Origin of the sequence: Streptomyces microflavus, from assembly GCF_014650075.1 — a bacterium.
Taxonomy (GTDB): domain Bacteria; phylum Actinomycetota; class Actinomycetes; order Streptomycetales; family Streptomycetaceae; genus Streptomyces; species Streptomyces microflavus.
Genome location: NZ_BMUG01000004.1, coordinates 1 through 24193 on the forward strand (window position 1 = coordinate 1; position 24193 = coordinate 24193).

General features: G+C 73.4%; 14 protein-coding genes. 10 read left to right on the plus strand and 4 right to left on the minus strand.

Annotated features, from left to right (window positions below):
- The first annotated feature begins 132 nt into the window (after nucleotides 1-132).
- The 4 genes from IE264_RS12320 to moeZ all read left to right on the plus strand — a co-directional run bounded on the left by IE264_RS12320 (nucleotide 133) and on the right by moeZ (nucleotide 4580).
- Nucleotides 133-1365 (plus strand): hypothetical protein, encoded by a 1233-nt coding sequence (locus IE264_RS12320; protein WP_352396414.1) that lies wholly within the window; start codon nucleotides 133-135, stop codon nucleotides 1363-1365.
- Nucleotides 1366-1538: 173 nt separating this feature from the next.
- The gene (locus IE264_RS12325) at nucleotides 1539-2504 is read left to right on the plus strand and encodes an NAD-dependent epimerase/dehydratase family protein (protein ID WP_031123076.1); all 966 of its coding nucleotides are present in this window, start codon (nucleotides 1539-1541) and stop codon (nucleotides 2502-2504) included.
- Complete coding sequence (locus IE264_RS12330) at nucleotides 2492-3316, plus strand: spherulation-specific family 4 protein (protein ID WP_032757845.1); 825 nt, start codon at nucleotides 2492-2494, stop codon at nucleotides 3314-3316. Before IE264_RS12325 ends, IE264_RS12330 begins: the two co-directional genes overlap by 13 nt.
- A gap of 85 nt (nucleotides 3317-3401) precedes the next feature.
- Nucleotides 3402-4580 (plus strand): adenylyltransferase/sulfurtransferase MoeZ, encoded by a 1179-nt coding sequence (gene moeZ / locus IE264_RS12335; RefSeq protein WP_015611204.1) that lies wholly within the window; start codon nucleotides 3402-3404, stop codon nucleotides 4578-4580.
- Nucleotides 4581-4658: 78 nt separating this feature from the next.
- Here the strand turns inward: moeZ and IE264_RS12340 are convergent, their stop codons facing one another.
- The 3 genes from IE264_RS12340 to IE264_RS12350 form a co-directional block, all read right to left on the minus strand.
- Nucleotides 4659-6239 carry an alpha/beta hydrolase gene (locus IE264_RS12340; protein ID WP_032757847.1) on the minus strand — a complete coding sequence of 527 codons (1581 nt, stop codon included), beginning with the start codon at nucleotides 6237-6239 and terminating at the stop codon, nucleotides 4659-4661.
- Between the two features lie 117 nt (nucleotides 6240-6356).
- Nucleotides 6357-7955, minus strand: a complete 1599-nt coding sequence (locus tag IE264_RS12345) for an alpha/beta hydrolase (protein WP_032757848.1) — start codon at nucleotides 7953-7955, stop codon at nucleotides 6357-6359.
- A 132-nt stretch (nucleotides 7956-8087) separates the two neighbouring features.
- Nucleotides 8088-10964 carry a lysylphosphatidylglycerol synthase domain-containing protein gene (locus tag IE264_RS12350; RefSeq protein ID WP_032757849.1) on the minus strand — a complete coding sequence of 959 codons (2877 nt, stop codon included), beginning with the start codon at nucleotides 10962-10964 and terminating at the stop codon, nucleotides 8088-8090.
- Between the two features lie 221 nt (nucleotides 10965-11185).
- Between IE264_RS12350 and IE264_RS12355 the strand changes: the two genes are divergently transcribed.
- The 5 genes from IE264_RS12355 to nudC all read left to right on the plus strand — a co-directional run bounded on the left by IE264_RS12355 (nucleotide 11186) and on the right by nudC (nucleotide 21248).
- Nucleotides 11186-11605 (plus strand): MGMT family protein, encoded by a 420-nt coding sequence (locus tag IE264_RS12355; protein WP_031123071.1) that lies wholly within the window; start codon nucleotides 11186-11188, stop codon nucleotides 11603-11605.
- Between the two features lie 232 nt (nucleotides 11606-11837).
- Nucleotides 11838-15302 carry an ATP-dependent helicase gene (locus tag IE264_RS12360; protein WP_032757851.1) on the plus strand — a complete coding sequence of 1155 codons (3465 nt, stop codon included), beginning with the start codon at nucleotides 11838-11840 and terminating at the stop codon, nucleotides 15300-15302.
- A 50-nt stretch (nucleotides 15303-15352) separates the two neighbouring features.
- Complete coding sequence (locus tag IE264_RS12365) at nucleotides 15353-18817, plus strand: ATP-dependent DNA helicase (protein ID WP_032757852.1); 3465 nt, start codon at nucleotides 15353-15355, stop codon at nucleotides 18815-18817.
- A gap of 10 nt (nucleotides 18818-18827) precedes the next feature.
- Complete coding sequence (locus tag IE264_RS12370) at nucleotides 18828-20225, plus strand: dipeptidase (RefSeq protein ID WP_032757853.1); 1398 nt, start codon at nucleotides 18828-18830, stop codon at nucleotides 20223-20225.
- 66 nt (nucleotides 20226-20291) lie between these two features.
- The gene (nudC, locus tag IE264_RS12375; protein ID WP_015611212.1) at nucleotides 20292-21248 is read left to right on the plus strand and encodes an NAD(+) diphosphatase; all 957 of its coding nucleotides are present in this window, start codon (nucleotides 20292-20294) and stop codon (nucleotides 21246-21248) included.
- A gap of 72 nt (nucleotides 21249-21320) precedes the next feature.
- Here nudC and IE264_RS12380 read toward each other — a convergent pair whose 3' ends face one another.
- Nucleotides 21321-21575, minus strand: coding sequence for a glutaredoxin domain-containing protein (locus tag IE264_RS12380; RefSeq protein ID WP_015611213.1), 255 nt, complete (start codon nucleotides 21573-21575; stop codon nucleotides 21321-21323).
- A gap of 249 nt (nucleotides 21576-21824) precedes the next feature.
- On the opposite strand from IE264_RS12380, the gene IE264_RS12385 reads away from it, so the two are divergent.
- Entirely contained in the window at nucleotides 21825-24044 is a 2220-nt protein-coding gene (locus tag IE264_RS12385; RefSeq protein ID WP_015611214.1) for an ATP-dependent DNA helicase UvrD2, read from the plus strand.
- The last annotated feature ends 149 nt before the right edge of the window (nucleotides 24045-24193 follow it).

The following is a 24193-nucleotide window of genomic DNA, read 5'->3' on the forward strand; positions in this document are numbered from 1 at the left end:
GTCGCGTCCGCCGGGTCCGCCGGGGTTGCCGGTTCCGTCGCGTCCGCCGGGTCCGCCGGAGCCGCCGGCTCCGTTGCGTCCGCCGGGTCCGTCACGTCTGGAGCCTCAGGGGCCGCCGGGCCCGGGGTCTCGGTGTCCGCCAGGCCAGGCGTATCCGGAACCTCCGCGTCCGGAACCACCGGGTCCGCCCGGCCCGCCGGACCCCCCGCGTCCGCCGCCCCCCTCCCCGCCCGCCCCGCCGAGATCCCGCCGCGCGCTCCGCAGCGCAGGCCCGCCACCCCCGCGCGCCGGGGCCCCGCCGACCCCGTGAAGTCCCTGATGCACCACCACCGCGACCTGTGCGAACGGGCCGTGAGCCCGCTGGAGATCGCCGCCGGTCTTGAGGCCCACGGCCTCACCGACCGCACCGCCGCCCGCTACCGCCACCGGGACGTGTTCGCGCTCGCCGAGGAGCTGTACGCCCGCACCCCGGCCCGGCCCGCCGGGTCCGCCGTGGCCGTGCCCCCGCCGCCCGGGCCCGACACCGAGGCCCGCCCCGGGTGGACGCTGCTCGCGCTGCTGCCCGGCGCCGCCTGCCTCGCCACCGCCGGGCTGCTCCTGGTCACCGAAGGGGCGCTCAGCGGGGGAGCGCGGGCCACCGTGATCGTCACCGGCGCACTTCTGGCCTGCCTGGCGCTCCGGTTCTGCCTGGGCCGGGGCCCGCTGCGCGCCCCCGAAGGAGCGGGCCGCGCCGGGATGTACGCCTGCTGGCTCCTGAGCTTCGCGGTGTACGGCGAGGAGCTGATCGCCCAGGTCGTCAGCGGCGGCCCGGACGGCCCGTGGGAGGCGGCACCCGCCCCACTGCTCGGGCTCACCGCGGCCGTCGCCCCGGCAGCCTGGTGCGCGCACTTCTTCACCGTCCAGGCCCACCGCAAACTCACCGGCAGCCGCGCACTGGAGGAGTTCGGCGCGGGAGTGCGCCCCCTGCTCCTGGCCGCCGTCGTCCTCTTCCTCTGCGCCCTGCTGCCCCTGCTGTTCCTGGCCGATCTCGGCCTCGGCGGCACGGGGACGCCGGTCTCCGCCGCCGCCCTCGGGGTCCTGTTCTTCCTGGCCCGGCTGCTCGCCGCGCACGGACTGCCCGAACCGGGCACCGTCGCGCTCGCCGCCGCCTGCGCCGTGGAGGCCGCCGCCCCCGCCCTCGTCCTCGCCGGACGGCTGCCCGGCCTCGAACCGCTGGCCCGGCCCGTGCACGCCCTCGTCGCGGCGGGCGGCCCCGGATCCGTACCTGCCCTCGCCTGTGGCGCGGCGGCCCTGGGGCTCCTGCTCCACGCCTCCGCCGCCCTCTCCCGGGCCTCCGCCCACACCCACCCCCACACCGGGGCCTAGCCGCCCCCACCGACGTACCACCCACCACCGCACCACCGCACAACTCCCGCGGAGCCGACGCCGCGGGCCCTGTCCGACACCGCACGAACTGACTGACCGACCAAGGAGTAACCCGCCATGACCCCCCAGTCCCCCGCACCGGCAGCCCGCCGTCGGCACCGAGGCGGTGCGCGATGAGGGTGCTGCTGCTCGGAGCCAACGGATTCCTCGGCCGCTTCGTCGCCGACCGTCTGCTCGCCGACCCCGCTGTCCACCTCACGGCCCTCGGCCGCGGCGACGACGCCGACGTCCGGTTCGACCTCGCGGGCGGCAGCCCGGGAGCCCTCACCCGCTTCCTGGACGCCGTCCACCCCGGAGTCGTCGTCAACTGCGCGGGCGCCACCCGCGGCGGCGCCCGGGACCTCACCCGCCACAACACCGTCGCCGTCGCCACCGTCTGCGAGGCCCTGCGCCGCAGCGGCTGCGGGGCCAGGCTCGTCCAGGTCGGCTGCGCCTCCGAGTACGGACCCTCGCAGCCCGGCTCCTCCACCGCCGAGGACGCCATCCCGCGCCCCGGCGGCCCGTACGGCGTCAGCAAGCTCGCCGCCACCGAACTGGTCCTGGGCTCCGGCCTCGACGCCGTCGTGCTCCGGGTCTTCTCGCCCGTCGGCCCCGGCACCCCGGCCGGCTCCCCGCTCGGCCGCCTCGCCGAGGCGATGCGCCGGGCCATGCAGTCCGGCGACGGTGAGCTCAAGCTCAGCGGCCTCGGCGTGCAGCGGGACTTCGTCGACGTACGGGATGTGGCGCGGGCCGTCCACGCCGCCTCGCTCTCCGCCGCCCAGGGCGTCGTCAACATCGGCACCGGGCGCGCCGTCCGCCTCCGCGACGCCGCCGCGGTCCTCGCGAGAGTCGCGGGGTACGCGGGCGCACTCCACGAGCTGGACACGCCCCCCGCGCGCCTGCCGATCGGCGCCCCGCGCACCTCCGCCGAGTCGGTGATGGAGCACCTCTCCGCCACCCCGTCCCCCTACCCGGACGGCTGCGGCGCCTGGCAGCAGGCCGACGTCCGCACCGCGCGGGACCGGCTCGGCTGGCGCCCCCGGATCAACCTGGAGGAGTCGCTCGCGGACATCTGGATGGAGGCGGCATGCCGTATCTGACCGCCCCCGCCGACGCCCGCAGGACCGCAGGCGGCGAACAGCTCGGCTTCGGCGTCCCCGGCTACGCCCACCCCCTGCTCGCCCCCGCCGAGTGGGCCGAGCTGGTCCGCCCCGGCACCCCGCTGCACTGGGCCGTCCTGAACATCGCGGACGGCCCCGGCACCCGGCCCGACCCGCACTGCCTGGAGGCCGCGGGCAGACTCCGCAACGCCCGGGAGCGCGCCCTGCACGGCGAGGCCCCGGACGACTCCGTACGCGCCTGCGGCGGCCGGCTCCTCGGCCACCTCGATCTGGCCTACGGCGGGCGGCCGTTCGACGAGCTGATCGCCGACGCCCGGGCCTTCATCGACTGGTACCGGGTCGGCGGCTTCTATCTGGCCCGCTGCCCCGCCGAGCGGGCGGAACTGCCCGCCGTCCGCCGTCTCACCGGCACACTCCACGCCCTGCTGGCGGAGAGCGACAGCGCGGACGACGGCGGCCGCCTGGTGCTGGGCCACGGCGTCCACCCGTATCCCGGCTATGCGGAGGCGGCCGACCAACTGGTCACCTTCCAGGGCCCGTGGACCGACTACCGCTGGTCGCAGGTGGCCGAGTGGACGGCGGACTACCCGCCGGAGCGGTTCGCGCACTTCGTCCACGGGGTGCCGCGCACCCATCTCGTCGAGGCGATGCGCATCGCCCGCTGGCAGGGCGCCGGGACGATCTTCTTCACGGACCGGGACGGACGGAGCGGACAAACCGATCCATTCGCGGCGCTGCCCAGGTACTGGGACGAAATCGTCTCGCGGATCGGACCCGGTATCTCGGAATGAGAGGGGGCGTGGCAGTGTTACCGGAAGAACAACCGTACGTAGTCGAAGTACGTAAAATCCGACCACCTGCATTGTTGAGGTTCCTGTGTCGCTGCCACCCCTGGTCGAGCCAGCTGCTGAGCTCACCGTCGACGAGGTCCGCAGGTACTCCCGCCACCTGATCATCCCGGATGTCGGGATGGACGGGCAGAAGCGCCTGAAGAACGCCAAGGTGCTCTGTGTGGGCGCCGGCGGTCTCGGCTCGCCGGCCCTGATGTACCTGGCCGCGGCCGGTGTCGGCACGCTGGGCATCGTGGAGTTCGACGAGGTCGACGAGTCGAACCTGCAGCGCCAGATCATCCACAGCCAGGCCGACATCGGCCGGTCCAAGGCGCAGTCCGCCAAGGACTCCGTGCTGGGCATCAACCCGTACGTCAACGTGGTCCTTCACGAAGAGCGGCTCGAAGCCGAGAACGTGAAGGAGATCTTCGCGCAGTACGACCTGATCGTGGACGGCACGGACAACTTCGCCACCCGCTATCTGGTCAACGACGCGGCGGTGCTGCTGAACAAGCCGTACGTATGGGGATCGATCTACCGCTTCGACGGCCAGGCCTCCGTGTTCTGGTCCGAGCACGGCCCCTGCTACCGCTGCCTCTACCCGGAGCCCCCGCCGCCGGGCATGGTCCCCTCCTGCGCCGAGGGCGGCGTGCTGGGTGTCCTGTGCGCGTCGGTCGGTTCGATCCAGGTGACCGAGGCGATCAAGCTGCTCGCCGGCATCGGTGACCCGCTGGTCGGCCGCCTGATGATCTACGACGCCCTGGAGATGCAGTACCGCCAGGTCAAGGTCCGCAAGGACCCCGACTGCGCGGTCTGCGGCGAGAACCCGACCGTCACCGAGCTCATCGACTACGAGGCCTTCTGCGGCGTCGTGTCCGAGGAGGCCCAGGAGGCGGCGGCCGGCTCCACGATCACTCCCAAGCAGCTCAAGGAGTGGATCGACGCGGACGAGAAGATCGAGATCATCGACGTCCGCGAGCCGAACGAGTACGAGATCGTCTCGATCCCCGGCGCGAAGCTGATCCCGAAGAACGAGTTCCTCATGGGCAACGCCCTCCAGGACCTCCCGCAGGACCGCCGTATCGTCCTGCACTGCAAGACGGGCGTCCGTAGCGCCGAGGTCCTCGCGGTCCTCAAGTCGGCGGGCTTCGCCGACTCGGTGCACGTCGGCGGCGGCGTGATCGGCTGGGTCAACCAGATCGAGCCCGAGAAGCCGATCTACTAGAGCACGCGGCACCATCAGTACATACGGAGAAGGGGCCGGACCGCCACGCCAGGCGGACCGGCCCCTTTCCCGTACGCGTCACCCGCAGGTCGTGCCGTCCTGCGGAACCTTCCCGTCCAGGAAGTAGTCGTCCACCGTCGAGGTCACGCAGTCGCCCTGGCCGTAAGCCCCGTGCCCCTCGCCCTTGTTGGTCACCATGATGCCGACGCCCTTGCCCAGCTCGTCCGCCATCCGCTGCGCACCCTCGTACGGGGTGGCCGGGTCGCCGGTCGTCCCGATGACCAGGATCGGGCCCGCGCCCGGCGCACTGGTCTCCGGCGTCTCGTGCTCCCCCTCGACCGGCCACTGGGCGCACCAGCCCGCCGTGTCCCAGGCCAGGAACGGCCCGAACACGGGGGAGAGCCTGCGGAACTCCGGCAGCAGCGCACGGGCCTCGTCCACCGTGGGGCGGGCCTTGGAGTCGGCGCAGGAGATGGCCCGCTGGGAGTGGCTCTGGGTGTCGTAACGGCCTTCCTCGTCACGCCCGTTGTACGAGTCGGCGAGCCGGAGCAGACCGTCGCCCGTGCCCTTGTTCTCCGCCTCGTCCAGCGCGGCCGTCAGCGTGGGCCAGCCGGACTGCGAGTAGAGCGGGGTGACGATGCCGGTGATGGCGAGGGACTCGGTCAGCTCACGGCCCGACGCGGTCGGCAGCGGCTTCCTGTCGATCCGGGCCAGCAGCCGGGCGATGCGCTCCGAGCCCGCCTTCGGGTCCTGGCCGCGGTCCTTGAGGTAGTTCTCCAAGGCCCGCTGGAAGCCCGTCGCCTGGTTGCGGGCGTGCCCGATGCCGTCGGCCGTGGGGTCGACGACCGCGTCCAGGACGGTGCGCCCCACGTTCTGCGGGAAGAGGTGCGCGTACGTCCCGCCCAGCTCCGTACCGTAGGAGAAGCCGAAATACGACAGCTTGGCGTCGCCGAGGACCTGGCGGATCAGGTCCAGGTCGCGGGCCGCGCTGGACGTGCCGACGTGCGGGAGGACCTTGCCGGACCGGCGCAGGCAGCCCGCGCCGAAGTCCGCGCCGTCCTTGACGAACGCCGCCTCCTCGGCCGCCGTGTCCGGGGTCAGGTCGACGCTCCGGGCAGCCTGTTCCTGCTCCTCGTCGGTGCGGCAGCTCACCCCGGAGCTGGCCGCCACCCCGCGCGGATCGAAGCCCACCAGGTCGTAGCGGGAGTTGAGCTTCCCGTACGAGGAAGCTGCGCGCGGCAGTATGTCCACGCCCGAACCACCCGGGCCGCCGAAGTTGAACAGCATCGAGCCGATCCGGCGGTCCTTGTCGCGGGCCTGCTTGCGGATCAGCGCGATGGAGATGGTCTCGCCGGTCGGCTTCGCGTAGTCCAGGGGCACCTCGACGCTCGTACAGCGCCAGGCGGAGCCGGGCGCGCTGCCGCCACGCGGGGCCTCGCAGCGCTGCCAGTCGGGGCGCTGGGAGGTCAGGGCGGCGGGCAGGGGCGGGGTCTTCGGCGTCTCCTTCAGGTCCGGCGACGGCGAAGCGGAGACGTCACCGGGGCGGCCGTCGGCCGTCGCGGACGGTTCTGGTTCCGTGGACAGCAGGGAGCAGCCGGCGAGCAGTGCCGCCGCCAGCAGGCCCGCTCCCGCCCGTACGGCCCGTCGGTGCGCACGCATGATCCGGCTTCCCTCCCCGTGGCCCGAAGCCGGTGGTATGCGTCGGGCACTTGTGATGTTCCGCCATGCTAATCGGCGCCTCTGACAGGGCGTCGGGAGCCGGGTCACAAGAAGGGATCACTCGCAGACCGTGCCGGACTTCGGCACCGTACCGTTCAGGAGATAGCCGTCGACGGCCCCCTGCACGCACGTGTTCTTACTGTTGTACGCGCCGTGGCCTTCGCCCTTGTATGTGAGCTCGACGCCTACTCCCTTGCCGAGTTTCTCCACCATGGCCTTCGCGCCCGCGTACGGGGTCGCCGGGTCACCGGTGTTGCCGATGACCAGGATCGGCGCGGAGCCGGGGGCGCTGACGTCCGGGGTCACCCAGGCGCCCGCGACCGGCCAGCCGGTGCAGCTCATCAGCCCCCACCCCAGGTACTCCCCGAACGTCGGTGACGCCTTGCGGAAGGCGGGCAGGGCCGCCTTCGTCTGCTCCAGGCTGAAGCGCTGCTCGCTGTCGGCGCAGTTGATCGCGATGTTGGCGGCGTTGGAGTTGTCGTACCGCCCGTCGTCGGAGCGGCCGTTCAGTGAGTCGGCCAGCGCGAGCAGCAGGGCGCCTTCACCGCCGTCGGCCTCGTCCAGCCCCTGCTCCAGTAGTGGCCAGGTCTCCTTGGAGTAGAGCGCGGAGGCGATGCCGGTGGTGGCCAGCGTCTGGGTCAGGACCCGGTCGCCGAGCCCGTCGACCGGCTCCTTCTCCAGCTTCGCCAGGAAGTCGGCGATCCACTCCTCGACCTCCGCCCCGGTGGCGCCGGGCAGGGCGCATGTGTCGCCGCGGTCCGCGCAGTCCTTCGTGAAGTTGTCGAAGGCGAGCTGGAACCCCTGGGCCTGGCCGAGGGAGGACTGCTCGGCGTCCTTCGTGGGGTCGACCACCGCGTCGAAGACCGCCCGGCCGACCTTGTCCGGGAAGAGGTGGGCGTAGACGCCGCCGAGCTCGGTGCCGTAGGAGATGCCGAAGTAGTGCAGCTTGTCGTCACCGAGCACCGAGCGCATCAGATCCATGTCGCGGGCGGCGTTCGTCGTGCCCACGTAGGGGAGCTCGGGGCCGGAGTTCTTCTTGCACGTGGCGATGAAGTCCTTCTGGCCCTGGACGAACTCCTTCTCCTCCGCCGCGTCGTCCGGTGTGGAGTCCTCCTGGTAGAGGGCGTCCAGCTGGGCGTCGTCCGCGCACTCCACGCCCTCGCTGCGCCCCACCCCGCGCGGGTCGAAGCTCACCAGGTCGTACCGGGTGCGGAGCTTGTCGTAGTCCGCGCCGAAGGCCGGCAGAGTCGCGACACCGGACGCGCCGGGCCCGCCGAAGTTGAACAGGAGCGACCCGATCCGCCGCTTCTGGTCCTTGGCCTTCCCCCGGATCAGGGCCAGCTCGATCGTCCGGCCGTCCGGCTCCGCGTAGTCCAGCGGTACGTCCATGAAGGAGCACTCCCAGACCGCGCCGCCGGGCAGCGGCGTGGGCGACTCACCACCGCCCTGCGCCACGTTCGGCGCCGGGCAGGGAGACCAGTCCAGCTTCTGCGACGCCAGCTCCTTCGAGGTGGCGGTGGGGGAGGCGGTGGAGGCCCCGGTGGGCGTCGAGCCCTCTCCGCCCGAGTCGTCGCCGTCCGAGCAGCCGGCCAGGGGCAGGAGCACGGTGGCGGTGGCGGCGAGGGCGGCGGCACGCAGAGCGGGGGAAGTCCTCATGCGTTCCATCGTGCGGCGGGGCGCCGTGGAGCGCGCTGGGGCGCGGTCCATGCGGGTGGTGCGCCCTGCCGGATGCCTGGGGTGTGTCCGGCGGATCTTGACCGGGTCCGCGCCCGATCCGCCGGACACGCCCTAGAGCTCGCCCTTCCGGGTCAGCTGGTTGAAGCAGATCCACCCCGGCAGCACCGGCAGCCACAGCGTCATCACGCGGTACAGCAGCACCGCCGGCGCCGCGACCTCCATCGGCAGCCCGACCGCGATCAGGCCCAGCGTCAGGGCGCCCTCGACCGCGCCCATCCCGCCCGGGGTGGGCGCCGCGGAGCCGATCGCGTTGCCCGCGAGGAAGACCACCGCGATGCTCGCGTAGCTCAGCTGGGTCACGTCCGGGCCGCTGAACGCCCGGATCGACGCGTCCAGGCAGAGCACGAACAGGCCGGTCAGCAGCAGCATCCCGCCGATCCCGGTGACCAGCTTCTGCGGCCGCTGCACCACGTCCAGCATGCGCGGCACGACCCCGGCGAACAGCGAGCGCACCCGCGTCACCACGAACTTCCGCAGGAACGGAATGGCCGTCACCACCAGCACCAGCACCGCGACCGTCAGCAGACCGGCGATCACCGTACGGGAGGGGGTGAGCGAGTCCGGGGTCTTCTCCGTGCCGGTGAGATAGCCGAACAGACCCAGCAGCAGGATGTGACAGCCCAGCCCGAAGAGCTGGGAGGCCCCGACGCTCGCCACGGCCAGACCGGGGCGCACTCCGGCGCGCTGCAGGAAGCGGGTATTGAGCGCCACGCCTCCGATGGCAGCCGGGGCGACGATCTTCACGAACGAACCGGCCACCTGCGCCAGAACGGTCTTGCGGAACGGCACCCGCTCGGGCACGAAGCCCAGCAGGCTCATCGCCGCCGCCACGTAACTGAGCGCCGAGAAGCCGAGCGCCGCGGCCACCCAGCCCCACTCCGCCTGCTCCACGAGCACCCCGAAGTCGGCCTGGGTGACCTGGGAGATCAGGAAGTACGCGGCGATGGCCCCGGCGATGAAGCTGAAGAGGGTACGGGGCTTGATCCGCTCCAGGCGGACCGGTTCGACCGGTGCCTGCGGCCGGATCAGCAGCACCTGGCGGCGGATCTGGGCCAGCAGATCCCCCTCCCTGGCCTCCTCCATCGCATCGTCCACGGCACGCTTCTCGGCCTGCTTCTCGGCCTGCTTCTCGGTCCGCAGCGACTTGCGCTCGGCCTTGTGCCCGGCCCGCTGACCGGCCTTGGGCTCGGACGTCCGGTCGGAGGTGTGGTCCGGCTTCTCCAGGGACGTCCGCTCCGCCTCGTGCTCCGGCGTGCGCTCGGCGGCGGCCTCCGCCGCGTCCTGGACCCGCGCCTCCTTGGCCGCCCGTGAGGCCTCCAGCACCGCCTCGCGCTCCTGCTGCGAACGCTCCCGCGCGAGCCGGCGCAGCGTCGCCCGGGTGGAGCGGCTCAGCGCGATCGGCTGGAGCAGCGGCAGACAGTCCGCGACGGCATCCGGGCCGAGCACGGCCAGGGCGCCGGAGACGGAACGCTCGGCCCCCACCCGCAGCCCCAGGGTGGTCAGCAGCTGCGCCACGTCCATCCGCAGCACCAGGTCACCGGCGGCGATCTCACCGCCGCGCAGGTCCGTCACGAACGCCTTGCCGGAACGATCCACCAGCAGCGCGTCACCGGTCAGCCTGCGGTGTGCGATCCGGCGCGACTGGAGGGCCTTCACCTGGCGCCAGGCGCTGCGCACCAGGTCGTCGGTGATCTCCTCGTCCTCCATCTGGTCCAGCGACCGGCCGCCGATGTGCTCGTAGACGAGCATCACCGCGTCCGGGCCCAGCTCGGAGGTGGCGATCAGCTTGGGCGCGTTGGCCCCGGCGGCGATCGCCGCGTACGCGAGCAGCGCCTCCTGCTCCAGCGCCTGCCGCAGCGACTGGATCGAGCGCCGCTGGGTGATCCCGCGCAGTGTCAGCCGGCGCCAGGCCCGGTAGAAGAACCCCTGGGCCTGCTGTTCCCGGTCGACGACCGTCACGTCCAGCGGCGGCCCGTCCTCCAGGGTGACCAGATACCGCCGGCCCCGGTCGTTCTGGTCGGTGTTGTCGTTGTCGGGGGCGTCCTCGGTGCGCATCGCGGCGACCGGCCGGAAGCCGACGTGCCGCAGCCCCGCCATCAGGTGCTGGCCGGTGGGGCGGACGTTCGGGGAGCCGACCGCGTACAGCGTTCCGTACGCCACGGTCCAGCCGATCAGGACGGTCAGGATGATCGAGAAGGGGGTGGTGTACCCGCCGACGAGCATCGCGAACGCGTCGAGCAGCAGCACCGCCCAGAGCACGACCCGCCAGCGCGGCCGTCTCGCCATCCCGACCGCGGTCATGTACGCGATCACCGGGGCGAGGTAGCCGTGCACCGGGTCGGTCAGCCCGGCGCCCGGCTGCGGCTGGGTCAGCGCCTCCTGGATGGTGCCGGGCGCGGACCGGGAGACCCAGAGATCGGTGGCGAGGGTGACGCCGTGGGCGAGGACGGCGGCGAGCACGCCGTCGGCGATGCGCAGCCCGTCCCGCTTGATCAGGCGCTCGATGGCGAAGGCGACCGGTACGAGCAGCACGGCGATGCTGGAGACCAGACCGGCCATCTTGATCAGCAGATCGGGCGCCTGCTCGGTGCCCTTGGAGATGTCGTCCTCAAGGCCGGTGGTGGTGCCCTGGGCGAACGCGGCGATCGCGAACAGCACGGCGATCGCGGCGATGCCGATGAGCAGCCGCATCAGGTCGGAGGGGCGGTGCACCCGGGCGGGGAGCAGCGGCTCGTCACCGGAGACCCGGTCGGTCAGGGCGGCCTCGGCGGAGGCGAGCGTGGAGCCGGTCAGGTGACCGCTGGTGGTGGCGCTGGGACCGTCGGCCCGCACCGCACCGGCGGGCTCCGGCGCACTCTCGGCGCGATCCGGCGCACTCGACGGGCGCTCTCCGGCATCGGAGGCGTCCGCCGCCTTCGGTGGCTGCACGCCCTGCTCCTTCGTCGCCTCTGGTTCGTCTTCGTGGTCTCGTATCACCGGTCACCGCCCGGATGATGGTGGCACGGCCCGGAGACGGAGGGGGGCATCAGGGTGCGTCGCACGGGCGCGGGATGCGCAACATACGCCCCTTTGCACCTGCGCGCACGCTCGGTGTCCGTACCGATACCGTTCCGGCCGCGCTGTCGGTGGCGTACGGCAGGATGGGACGGATGAGCCAGGACGAGACGGGCGGGGGCGGGCCCGGTGCCGCCCCGGCGGCCGAGCTGCCGGAGTACGCGGAGCGGGTCCTCGACGTCGCCGACCTGATCCCGCCGGGCCGGGTCATGACGTACGGCGATGTCGCGGAGTGGCTGGGCGACGGCGGCCCCCGGCAGGTCGGCCGGGTCATGGCGCTGTACGGCTCCGCCGTGCCGTGGTGGCGGGTCGTGCGGGCGGACGGGGCGCTGCTCCCGGGCCACGAGCTGCGGGCGCTGGACCACTACCGCGCGGAGGGCACCCCGCTGCGCGAGGCGTCGCGCCGGGCGGACGGGCACCTTCCGAAGCTCGACATGCGCCGCGCGCGCTGGGACGGCGGCGGGGGAGGTGATGGCGGTCCCACCGGCGGTCAGGGCGAGGAAACTCACACCTGACGGCCGACGCAGGCACCCGCCTCCGGCAGGGCGCGGCCGAGCGCGTGACGAGAGACGCAGCGCACCCGCCGCCTCCCGCGGCCCCGCTGGCGTAGCGTCGACACCGCGCTCCACGCGCGCCCCCTCTCGTCGTCCCTCATGCCCTGCTCGGTCTCCATGACCCGTATGACCCGTATGACCTGTACTCGTATGACCTGTACGACCCGTAAACCCACCAGGACCGGCGATCCACGTGAGCTCCTCCTCTTCCACCCGGCACAGTCCGCACCGTGAGTCACGGCCGCGGACCACGGGCGCGTACCGCCTGGTGCGCACCCCGCCCGGTTCCGTGGAGCCTCCTCTCCTGGACGCAGGCCAGCGCGCTGTGGTTGATCACGCCACGGGACCGCTGCTCGTCCTCGCGGGACCCGGCACCGGCAAGACCACCACGCTCGTGGAGTCCGTGGCGGCCCGGGTGAACGCGGGCGCCGACCCCGCCCGCATCCTCGTCCTCACCTTCAGCCGCAAAGCCGCCGTCGAGCTGCGCGACCGGATGGCGGCCCGGCTCGGCGCGGCGCTCGGCCCGCAGGCCACCACCTTCCACTCCTACTGCTACGCCCTGGTCCGCGCCCACCAGGACGCCGATCTCTTCGCGGATCCACTGCGGCTGCTCTCCGGGCCCGAGCAGGACGTGACCGTCCGCGATCTCCTCGCGGGCCAGCTAGACCTGGAGAAGGCGGGCCTGGACCACGTCAGCTGGCCCGACGAACTGCGCGCCTGCCTGACCACCCGCGGCTTCGCCGACGAGGTGCGGGCCGTGCTCGCCCGCAGCCGCGAACTGGGGCTCGGCCCGGACGCGCTCGCCGCCTTCGCCCGCCGCACGGGCCGCCCGGACTGGCGCGCGGCGGCCCAGTTCCTCGCCGAGTACCTGGACGTGCTCGACGCGCAGGGCGTCCTGGACTACGCCGAGCTGGTGCACCGCGCGGTCCTGCTCGCGGAGCGCCCCGAGGTCTCCGCGCAGCTGGCCGGGGCGTACGACGCCGTGTACGTCGACGAGTACCAGGACACCGACCCCGCGCAGGTGCGCCTGCTGCACGCGCTGGCGGGGAACCGGGGGCGCGGGGCGGACGCGGGCGGCGGCCGGACGCTGGTGGCCTTCGGGGACCCGGACCAGTCGATCTACACCTTCCGGGGCGCCGATGTGAACGGCATCCTCGAATTCCCCGACACCTTCCGGCGGGCGGACGGCACCCCCGCCCCCGTCGGCGTGCTCACCACCTCCCGCCGCTCCGGCTCCGAGCTGCTCGCCGCGACCCGGCTGCTCACCCGCCGGATGCCGCTGACCCGGCTGCCCGCCGACACCGTCCGCGCCCACCGCGAGCTGCACGCCGTCCGGGAGGGCGGCCGGGTGGAGACGTACACCTACCCGACCGCCTCCACGGAGCTGGAGAACATTGCGGACCTGCTGCGCCGCGCCCATCTGGAGGACGGGGTTCCGTGGCGGGAGATGGCCGTGCTGGTACGGGCCGGAGGCCGCTCGCTGCCCGCCGTCCGCCGCGCCCTCACCTCCGCCGGCGTCCCCCTGGAGGTCGACGGCAACGACCTCCCCCTCCGCCACGAACCGGCCGTCGCCCCGCTGCTGACGGCCCTGCGGACGGTGGCGACGGCGGCGCTGCACCACCGTCCCGTCGAGCCGGAGGCGCAGGAGGACGGGCCGGAGAAGCCGGAGGACGGGCCGGAGGAGCAGGAGGAGGGACCGGGGGAGCCGGAGGACGGGCGGGAGGAGCAGGAGGAGGGACCGGGGGAGCCGGAGGACGGGCCGGATGCAGCCACGGTCGCCGCCCCCTGGCTCGACACCGAGACCGCCCTCACGCTCCTCACCTCCCCCCTCGGCTCCATGGACGCCGCCGACCTGCGCCGCCTCGGCCGGGCCCTGCGCGACGAGGAGCGCGCCGCCGGAATCCGGGTCCCCGCCCCCTCCGACGAGCTGCTGGCCCGCGCCCTCGCCGAGCCCGAACGCCTGGTCACCCACGATCCGGCGTTCGCCCATGGCGCGCAGCGCCTCGGCGCGCTCCTGCGCAAGGCCCGCGAGCTGCTGGAAGGAGGCGGCACCGCCGAGGAGGCCCTGTGGGCCCTGTGGAACGGCACCCCCTGGCCGGGCAGGCTGGAGCGGGCCGCGCTGCGCGGCGGGGCGGGCGGGCGCAACGCCGACCGCGACCTCGACGCGGTGTGCGCCCTCTTCGACACCGCCGCGCGCGCCGAGGAGCGCACCGGCGGACGCGGGGCGCTCAACTTCCTGGAGGAGGTCGACGCCCAGGACATCGCCGCCGACACCCTCTCCCGGCGGACCGCCCGCCCCGACGCCGTACGCCTGATGACCGCCCACCGCTCCAAGGGCCTGGAGTGGCGGCTCGTCGTCGTCGCCGGGGTCCAGGAAGGGCTCTGGCCCGACCTGCGCCGCCGGGGCTCCCTCCTGGAGGCGGACCGGATCGGCCGCGACGGGCTCGCCGAACCCCTCACGCCCGGCGCACTCCTCGCCGAGGAGCGCCGCCTCTTCTACGTCGCCGCCACCCGCGCCCGCGAGCGCCTGGTCGTCACCGCCGTGAAGGCCCCCGCCGACGACGGCGACCAGCCCTCCCGCTTCCTCACCGAGCTGGGCGTCGAACCCCGCGATGTCACCGGCCGCCCCCGCCGCCCCCTCGCCGTCGCCGCGCTCGTCGCCGAGCTGCGCGCCACCACGGTCGACCCGGCCGCCTCCGACGCCCTGCGCGACGCCGCCGCCCACCGTCTCGCCCGGCTCGCCGCGCTCACCGACGACGAGGGGCAGGCGCTCGTGCCCGCCGCCCACCCGTCCCGCTGGTGGGGCCTGGACGAACCGACCCGCTCCGCCGTCCCGCTGCGCGACCGCGACCAGCCCGTCACCCTCTCCGGCAGCGCGCTGGACCAGCTCGCCAACACCTGCGCCCTCCAGTGGTTCCTGGGCCGCGAGGTGAAGGCCGACGCCCCGGCCACCGCCGCCCAGGGGTTCGGCAACGTCGTCCACGTACTCGCCGACGAGGTCGCCTCCAGCCGTACGCCCGCCGATCTCGACGTCCTCATGGAACGCCTGGACTCCGTCTGGAACGGCCTCGCCTTCGACGCCCCCTGGAAGTCCGAGCAGGAGAAGGACCAGGCCCGCGCCGCCCTGGAACGCTTCCTGAAGTGGCACGTCCTGGACCGCGGCGGCCGCACCCCCACCGCCAGCGAGCACGACTTCGACGTGACCCTGGAGGCGGGCGAGTACGCCGTCCGCATCCGGGGCTCCATGGACCGGGTGGAGGAGGACGCCGAGGGAAGGGCGTACGTCGTCGACTTCAAGACCGGCAAGGGCGCGCCCACCAAGGACGAGGTCGCCACCCACCCCCAGCTCGCCGTCTACCAGCTGGCCGTGCGCGAGGGCGCGGTCGACGAGGTCTTCGACGGCCGGCGGCCCGAACCCGGCGGCGCCGAACTGGTCCAGCTCCGCCAGCCCGCCCCCAAGAAGGAGGGCGGCGACGCCTTCCCCAAGGTCCAGGCGCAGGAGCCACTGGCGGGGGAGTGGGTCTCCGACCTGCTCGCCACCGCCGCCGGGAAGGTCCTGGACGAACGGTTCACGCCCACCACCGGCACCCACTGCTCCCACTGCACCTTCCGCGCCTCGTGCAGCGCACAGCCGGAGGGGCGCCAGGTGGTGGACTGAGGGATCCGGTTGGTACCGGGTTGTCAGTGGCTCCGGTTACCGTTTCCCACGTGTCCTCACGCATCACCGATCCCGAGCAGCTCAAGGAGCTCCTGGGGATCCCCTTCACCCCGGAGCAGACGGCCTGCATCACCGCGCCGCCCGCCCCGCAGGTGATCGTGGCCGGAGCCGGGTCGGGGAAGACCACGGTGATGGCCGCACGCGTGGTCTGGCTCGTCGGCACCGGCCAGGTCGCCCCCGAGCAGGTCCTCGGCCTCACCTTCACCAACAAGGCGGCGGGCGAGCTGGCCGAGCGCGTCCGCAAGGCGCTGGTCGCCGCCGGGGTCACCGACCCCGAGGTCATCGACCCGGACAACCCGCCGGGTGAGCCCACGATCTCGACGTACCACGCCTTCGCCGGCCGCCTCCTCACCGAGCACGGCCTCCGCATCGGCCTGGAGCCGTCCACCCGCCTCCTCGCCGACGCCACCCGCTACCAGCTCGCGGCAAAGGTGCTGCGTGAGGCGCCCGGCCCGTATCCGGCGCTCACCCGCTCCTTCCCCACCCTGGTCAGCGACCTCCTGGCGCTCGACGGGGAGCTGTCCGAACACCTCGTACGGCCCGGGGCGCTGGACACGTACGACACCGAGCTGCTGCGGGAGCTGGCCACCGCCAAGCTCAGCAACGCCGACCTGCGCAAGATCCCCGAGACCGCCGAGGCCCGCCGCTCCCTCCTCGGCCTCACCGAGCGGTACCGGACCGCCAAGCGGAGCCGGGACCTCCTGGACTTCGGCGACCAGATCGCCCTCTCCGCCGAGCTGGCCCTGACCCGGCCCGAGGTCGGGGCGATCCTGCGCGACGAGTTCCGGGTCGTGCTGCTCGACGAGTACCAGGACACGTCGGTGGCCCAGCGCCTGCTGCTGTCGGCGCTGTTCGGCAGCGGTACGTCCGCCACGGCCACCGGCCACGCGGTGACCGCCGTCGGTGACCCCTGCCAGGCGATCTACGGCTGGCGCGGTGCCTCCGTCGCCAACCTCGACGACTTCCCCGAGCACTTCCCGCACGCCGACGGCACCCCCGCCACCCGCTACAGCCTCAGCGAGAACCGGCGCAGCGGCGGCCGCCTCCTCCACCTCGCCAACGGCCTCGCGGAGCCTCTGCGCGCGATGCACGAGGGCGTCGAGGCGCTGCGCCCCGCACCGGGGGCCGAGCGCGACGGGATGGTCCGGTGCGCCCTGCTGTCCACCCACACCGAGGAGATCGACTGGCTCGCGGACTCCCTCGCCCACCTCGTCCGCACCGGCACCCCGCCCGGTGAGATCGCCGTCCTGTGCCGCACCGCCGGGGACTTCCCGCAGATCCAGGCGGCCCTGGTCGCCCGGGACATCCCGGTCGAGGTGGTCGGCCTGGCCGGGCTGCTGCACCTGCCCGAGGTGGCCGACCTGGTCGCCGTCTGCGAGGTCCTCCAGGACCCGGGCGCCAACGCCTCCCTGGTCCGCCTCCTCACCGGACCGCGCTGGCGCATCGGCCCCCGTGACCTCGCGCTCCTCGGCCGCCGCGCCCGCCTCCTCGTCCACCGGGCCGCCCACGGGGACGACGCCGACCCGGACCGGCGGCTCGCGGAGGCCGTCGAGGGCACCGACCCGGCCGAGGTGATATCGCTCGCGGACGCCCTGGACACCTTCCTGATCGCGGGGGACACGACGGACGACGGGCTGCCGTTCTCGGCGGAGGCCCGCATCCGCTTCGCCCGCCTCGCCCGCGAGCTGCGCGACCTGCGCCGCTCGCTGGCCGATCCCCTGATGGACGTCCTGCACCGCGTCCTGGCCACCACGGGCCTGGAGGTCGAGCTGTCGGCGTCCCCGCAGGCGCTGGCCGCCCGCCGCCGCGAGACCCTCGCCAACTTCCTGGACACAGCGGCCCGTTTCGCCTCCCTGGACGGCGAGGCGTCGCTCCTCGCCTTCCTCGGCTTCCTGCGGACCGCCGCGCAGTACGAGAAGGGGCTCGACAACGCGCTGCCCGGCGGCGAGAACACCGTCAAGGTCCTCACCGCGCACAAGTCCAAGGGCCTGGAGTGGGACGTGGTCGCCGTGCCAGGACTGGTCACCGGCCAGTTCCCCAGCGACCGGGCCCGGGACGCCTGGACCGCCCAGGCCAAGGTGCTCCCGCACGCCCTGCGCGGCGACGCGGCGACGCTCCCGGAGCTGGACACGTTCGACGCCAAGGGCATGAAGGCGTTCAAGGAGGAGATGAAGGAGCACCAGCACACGGAGGAACTGCGCCTGGGCTACGTCACCTTCACCCGCCCCCGCTCCCTGCTCCTCGGCTCCGGCCACTGGTGGGGCCCGTCCCAGAAGAAGACACGCGGCCCGTCGGCCTTCCTGGAGGCGCTGTACGAGCACTGCGCGGCGGGCCACGGCGAGATCGAGGCGTGGGCGGACGAGCCCGCCGAGGACGAGGAGAACCCGGCCCTCGCGGCGCCCGAAACCGACCTGGCCTGGCCGCTCCCGCTCGACGCCACGGCCCTCGCCCGCCGCCGCGCCGCCCGGGACACGGTCCTGGCCCACCTGGAGAGCCTGGCCCTCCACGGGGACGAGCAGGCACCGGCGTACGCCCCCGAACCCGACGACGTACCTCTCGATGAGGCACCGCCGGACGAGGCACCGTTCGACGAGGACTGGGACTGGGACGCGCTCCCCACCGAACGCCCCCCGGAGGCACCCCCGCACGCCGAGGCCGCCCCGGATACGCCCCCGTACACCCCGGCCGCCCCGGACGAGCTCCCGCACATTCCCGCCGCCCGCCACCCCGAGGAGACCGGCCCCGCGCAACCGCTCACCCCCGAGGAGACCCGCACCCTCGCCTCCTGGGACCGGGACCTCGACGCCCTGGCCGGGGAGCTGCGCCGTGCCCGCGCCACCGTGCACGACGTCCTCGTCCCCGCCTCGCTCTCCGCCACCCAGCTGCTCCACCTGGCCGAGGACCCCGACGCCTTCGCCAAGGAGCTGGCCCGGCCGATGCCCCGGCCGCCGCAGCCCGCCGCCCGCCGGGGCACCCGGTTCCACGCCTGGGTGGAGTCCCGGTACGAGGAGCTGCCGCTGCCCATGCTCGGCCCCGACGAGCTGCCCGGGGGCGACGAGAGCGACGCGGAGATCGCCGACGAGCGGGACCTCGCCGAGCTGAAGGAGGCGTTCGAGCGCACCGCGTACGCCCGGCGCACGCCGTACCGGGTGGAGACCCCGTTCCAGATCACCCTCGCGGGCCGGGTGATCCGGGGCCGTATCGACGCCGTGTACCGCACGGGTGACACCTACGAGATCGTCGACTGGAAGACCACCCGCCACCGCACCGCCGACCCGCTCCAGCTCGCCGTCTACCGGCTGGCCTGGGCCGAGCTGCACGATCTGCCGCTCGACGCCGTCACCGCCACCTTCCTCTACGTACGCAGCGGGGAGACCGTCCACCCGCAGGGTCTGCCGGGCCGGGCGGAGCTGGAGCGGATCCTGCTGGACGAGCCCGCCCCGCAGGACGGATAGGCTCAAGAGCATGAGCGAGACCCCGGACAGCGCCGTCCGTACGTACACCGAACAGCACCGTGCAGCCTTCCTCGACGACCTCGCCGAGTGGCTGCGCATCCCGTCCGTATCCGCGCAGCCGGAGCACGACGGGGACGTACGGCGCAGTGCGGAGTGGCTGAGCGCCAAGCTCAAGGAGACCGGCTTCCCGGTCACCGAGATCTGGGAGACCCCCGGCGCCCCGGCGGTCTTCGCCGAGTGGCCCAGCGAGGACCGGGGCGCCCCGACCGTGCTGGTCTACGGCCACCACGACGTGCAGCCCGCCGCCCGCGAGGACGGCTGGGCGACCGACCCGTTCGAGCCGGTGATCCGCGACGGCCGGATGTACGGACGCGGCGCGGCCGACGACAAGGGGCAGGTCTTCTTCCACACCCTCGGCGTCCGGGCCCACCTCGCCGCGACCGGCCGCACCACCCCGGCCGTGAACCTCAAGCTGCTGATCGAGGGCGAGGAGGAGTCGGGCTCCCCCAACTTCCGCGCCCTGGCCGAGCAGCACGCGGCCCGTCTCGCCGCCGACGCCGTGATCGTCTCGGACACCGGCATGTGGGACGAGGAGACGCCGACGGTCTGCACCGGCATGCGCGGCCTCGCCGAGTGCGAGATCGAGCTGCGGGGCCCGGCCCAGGACATCCACTCCGGCTCGTTCGGGGGAGCCGTCCCCAACCCGGCCACCGAGATCGCCCGCCTGGTCGCCGCCCTCCACGACGAGGACGGCAAGGTCGCCGTCCCCGGCTTCTACGACGGGGTCACCGACCTCACCGGGACCGAGCGGGCCCTCTTCGCCCAGCTCCCCTTCGACGAGGCGACCTGGCTGCGTACGGCGAAGTCGCAGGCCGCATCGGGCGAGGCCGGGTACTCCACGCTGGAGCGCGTCTGGGCCCGCCCCACCGCCGAGGTCAACGGCATCGGCGGCGGCTACCAGGGCGCGGGCAGCAAGACGATCATCCCCTCCTCCGCCCTGGTGAAGATCAGCTTCCGGCTGGTCGACGGCCAGGACCCCGACCGCGTACAGCAGGCCGTCCGCGCCTGGGTGGAGTCCCGCATCCCGGCGGGCATCCGCCACCGGATCACCTTCCAGCCCGCCACCCGGCCCTGTCTGACCCCGCTGGACCACCCCGCCCTCCAGGCGGTGGCCCGTGCGATGGGCCGCGCCTTCCAGAAGAAGATCCTCTTCACCCGTGAAGGAGGCTCGGGCCCGGCCGCCGACCTCAGGGACGTCCTCGGCGCCCCCGTCCTCTTCCTCGGCATCTCCGTACCCTCCGACGGCTGGCACGCCCCCGACGAGAAGGTCGAGCTGGACCTGCTGCTGAAGGGCGTGGAGACGACCGCGTACCTGTGGGGCGAACTGGCCACGGCGCTCGGCCGATGAACCCCGGCCGATGAACCCGCCCCACCTCCGCACACCCGATCCACCCAGGGGGAGTAGGAAGCACCTGTGAGCACCTTCGACAACGCCACCGCAGACCGTCCGATCGGCCTCACCGCGCCCAGCGGCATCGACCGCGCGGCGCACCACCGCCTCGACGAGGCGTGGCTGGCCGTGGCGTGGAGCCACCCGACGACCCGCGTCTTCGTCGTCTCCGGCGGGCAGGTGCTGATCGACGACACCCCCGAGGGCGGCACCTCGATCGTGATGACCCCGGCCTTCGAGGCCCCGGTCACCGAGACCCACCGGTACTTCCTCGGCACCGATGAGGAGGGCGTCAGCTACTTCGCGCTCCAGAAGGACTCGCTGCCCGGCCGCATGGACCAGTCGGCCCGCCCCGCCGGACTCCGCGAGGCGGGACTTCTCCTCGGCCCCCGTGACGCGGGCCTGATGGTGCACGCGGTCGCCCTGGAGAACTGGCAGCGCCTGCACCGCTTCTGCTCCCGCTGCGGCGAGCGGACCGTCATCGCGGCGGCCGGGCACATCCGCCGCTGCCAGGCCTGCGGCGCCGAGCACTACCCGCGCACCGACCCGGCGGTCATCATGCTCGTCACCGACGACCAGGACCGCGCGCTGCTGGGACGCCAGGTCCACTGGCCCGAGGGCCGCTTCTCCACGCTCGCCGGATTCGTCGAGCCGGGGGAGTCGATCGAACAGTCCGTGGTCCGCGAGGTGTACGAGGAGGCGGGCGTCACCGTCGGCGAGGTCGAGTACGTCGCCAGCCAGCCGTGGCCCTTCCCCTCCAGCCTGATGCTGGGCTTCATGGCGCGGGCGACCTCCTCGGAGATCAACGTCGACGGCGAGGAGATCGAGGAGGCCCGCTGGTTCTCCCGCGAGGACCTCAGGGCCGCCTTCGAGTCCGGCGAGGTCATGCCCCCGTTCGGCATCTCGATCGCCGCCCGCCTCATCGAGCTCTGGTACGGGAAGCCGCTGCCCCGGCCGGGCAGCCAGAGCCGCACGAACTGAACGCGGAAACACCACTGCCCCCGGCGGATGCCGGGGGCAGTGGTGGAAGCCGGGTGCGCCGAGCGCTCGGCGTCAGGCGGCCAGAGCCTGCTTCACCTGGGCCAGGGACGGGTTCGTCATGACCGACTCGGTGCCGGAGGGGGAGACGATCAGCAGGGTCGGGACCGTCTGGTTTCCGCCATTGGCCTTCTCGACGAACGCCGCCGAATCCGGGTCGTGCTCGATGTTGACCTCGTTGTACGCGATGCCCTCGCGGTCCATCTGGCCCTTGAGCCGACGGCAGTAGCCGCACCAGGTGGTGCTGTACATCGTCACAGTGCCCGCCATGTCGCTGGCGCTCCCTTGTCTCGTCCGTCCCGCTGCGCGGCCGGCAGCGTCACATGCGGCCCGGCGGCCTGGGCCGCCTTCCCGCACCGAGTGGAACGTACGGGAGGCGGCCACCATTCCCGGAGTCGGTCCCGCCGGGGCGCCGGCCGTTCCGTATCAGGCGTCGGCCGTCCTGTATCAGTACGACGAATACCTCACCCCTGTGGACAACCGCCGCATCCGCCCCTCGGGACCTGGCAGCATGGCGGGGTGACAGCAGCAACGCACTCCACCCTCTTCCCGCAGGTTCCCGAGACCCCGGACGCCGTGCTCGACGGGCTCGACCCCGAGCAGCGCGAGGTGGCTCTCGCCCTGCACGGACCGGTGTGCGTGCTGGCCGGAGCGGGCACGGGCAAGACCCGCGCGATCACCCATCGCATCGCGTACGGGGTGCGGGCGGGCATCCTCCAGCCCGCCACGATCCTCGCCGTCACGTTCACCAACCGGGCCGCGGGCGAGATGCGCGGACGCCTCCGGCAGCTCGGCGCGACCGGTGTCCAGGCGCGGACGTTCCACTCGGCGGCGCTCCGGCAGCTCCAGTACTTCTGGCCGAAAGCAGTCGGTGGTGAGCTGCCCCGGCTGCTGGAACGGAAGGTGCAGCTGGTCGCCGAGGCCGCCGCCCGCTGCGATCTCCGGCTCGACCGCAACGAGCTGCGGGACGTCACCAGCGAGATCGAGTGGGCCAAGGTCACCCAGACCGTGCCCGCCGACTACCCGGCCGCGGTCGCCAAGACCCAGCGGGACGCCCCGCGCGACCCGGCGGTCCTCTCCCAGATCTACTCCACGTACGAACAGCTCAAGCGCGACCGTTCGGTGATCGACTTCGAGGACGTGCTCCTGCTCACCGTCGGCATCCTCCAGGACCGGCACGACATCGCCGACCACGTGCGCGGCCAGTACCAGCACTTCGTCGTCGACGAGTACCAGGACGTGAGCCCGCTCCAGCAGCGGCTGCTCGACCTCTGGGTCGGCGACCGGGACAACCTCTGCGTCGTCGGCGACGCCAGCCAGACGATCTACTCCTTCACCGGGGCCACCCCCGACCACCTGCTGAACTTCCGCACCCGCCACCCCGGCGCGACGGTGGTCAAGCTGGTCCGGGACTACCGCTCCACGCCCCAGGTCGTCCACCTCGCCAACGGGCTGCTGAGCCAGGCCCGCGGCAAGGCCGCCGATCACCGTCTTGAGCTGGTCTCGCAGCGGGACAAGGGCCCCGAGCCGGTCTACACGGAGTATCCGGACGAGCCCCACGAGGCCGAGTCCACCGCCCGGCGCATCCGCGACCTGATCGCGGCGGGCGTCCCGGCCGGGGAGATCGCCGTGCTCTACCGGGTCAACTCGCAGTCCGAGGTCTACGAGCAGGCCCTCGCGGACGCGGGCGTGGCCTACCAGCTGCGCGGCGCCGAGCGGTTCTTCGAGCGGGCGGAGGTCCGCGAGGCGGGCACCGCCCTGCGCGGCGCGGCCCGCGCCGGGCGCAACGACTCCCTGCTCGACGGGGCGGAGGGGCTGCCGTCCCAGGTGCGGGCGGTGCTCTCCACGAAGGGCTGGACCACCCGCCCGCCCGCCGGATCGGGGGCGGTGCGCGACCGCTGGGAGTCGCTGGCCGCGCTGGTCCGGCTGGCCGAGGACTTCGAGGCGGCCAAGCCGGGGGCGACCCTGACCGACCTGGTCCGCGAGCTCGACGAACGGGCGGCCGCCCAGCACGCCCCGACGGTCCAGGGGGTGACGCTGGCCTCGCTGCACTCGGCGAAGGGCCTGGAGTGGGACGCGGTGTTCCTCGTCGGCCTGACCGAGGGCATGATGCCGATCGCCTACGCCAAGACCGACGAGCAGGTCGAGGAGGAGCGGCGCCTGCTGTACGTCGGCGTCACCCGGGCCCGCCTCCACCTCTCGCTCTCCTGGTCCCTGTCGCGCTCTCCCGGCGGCCGGGCGAGCCGCAGGCCCACCCGGTTCCTGAACGGCCTGCGCCCGGGCTCAGCGGCGCTCGGCGCCCGGGGCGGAGCCGGCGGCGGCGGCGGGATCGACCGGGGCTCCGGCCGGTCCGCGGCCACCGAGCGGACCGCGGCCGTCGAACGCAAGCCCCGGCAGACGGTGCGGTGCCGGGTCTGCGGCCGGACCCTCACCGATGCGGGCGAGATGAAGCTGATGCGGTGCGAGGAGTGCCCCTCCGACATGGACGAGGCGCTCTACGGGCGGCTGCTCGACTGGCGCGCCGCCCAGGCGTCCCGGCTGCGCCAGCCGGACTACTGCGTCTTCACCGAGAAGACCCTGATGGCCATCGCCGAGGCCGCGCCGTCCACCGAGGGGGAGCTGGTCGTCATCGCCGGCGTCGGGAACCGGAAGCTGACCCGTTTCGGAGCCGACGTACTCGCCATCTGTGCAGGTGAGACGGTCGGTGAGGGGTCCGCCGATGGTGGCGGGGAGAGTTGAGAAAAACTCGTCCAGAAAATAGTTTGCGCCCGCCCCAGTCGTCACCATAGGTTCTTAACCACGGGAACAGCGACTTCTCTGAAGCCCTGAATCCGTGCTGTACTTATCCGAATACGCAGGACCGGCTCCGGCCGGTCCCCCTGAGACGC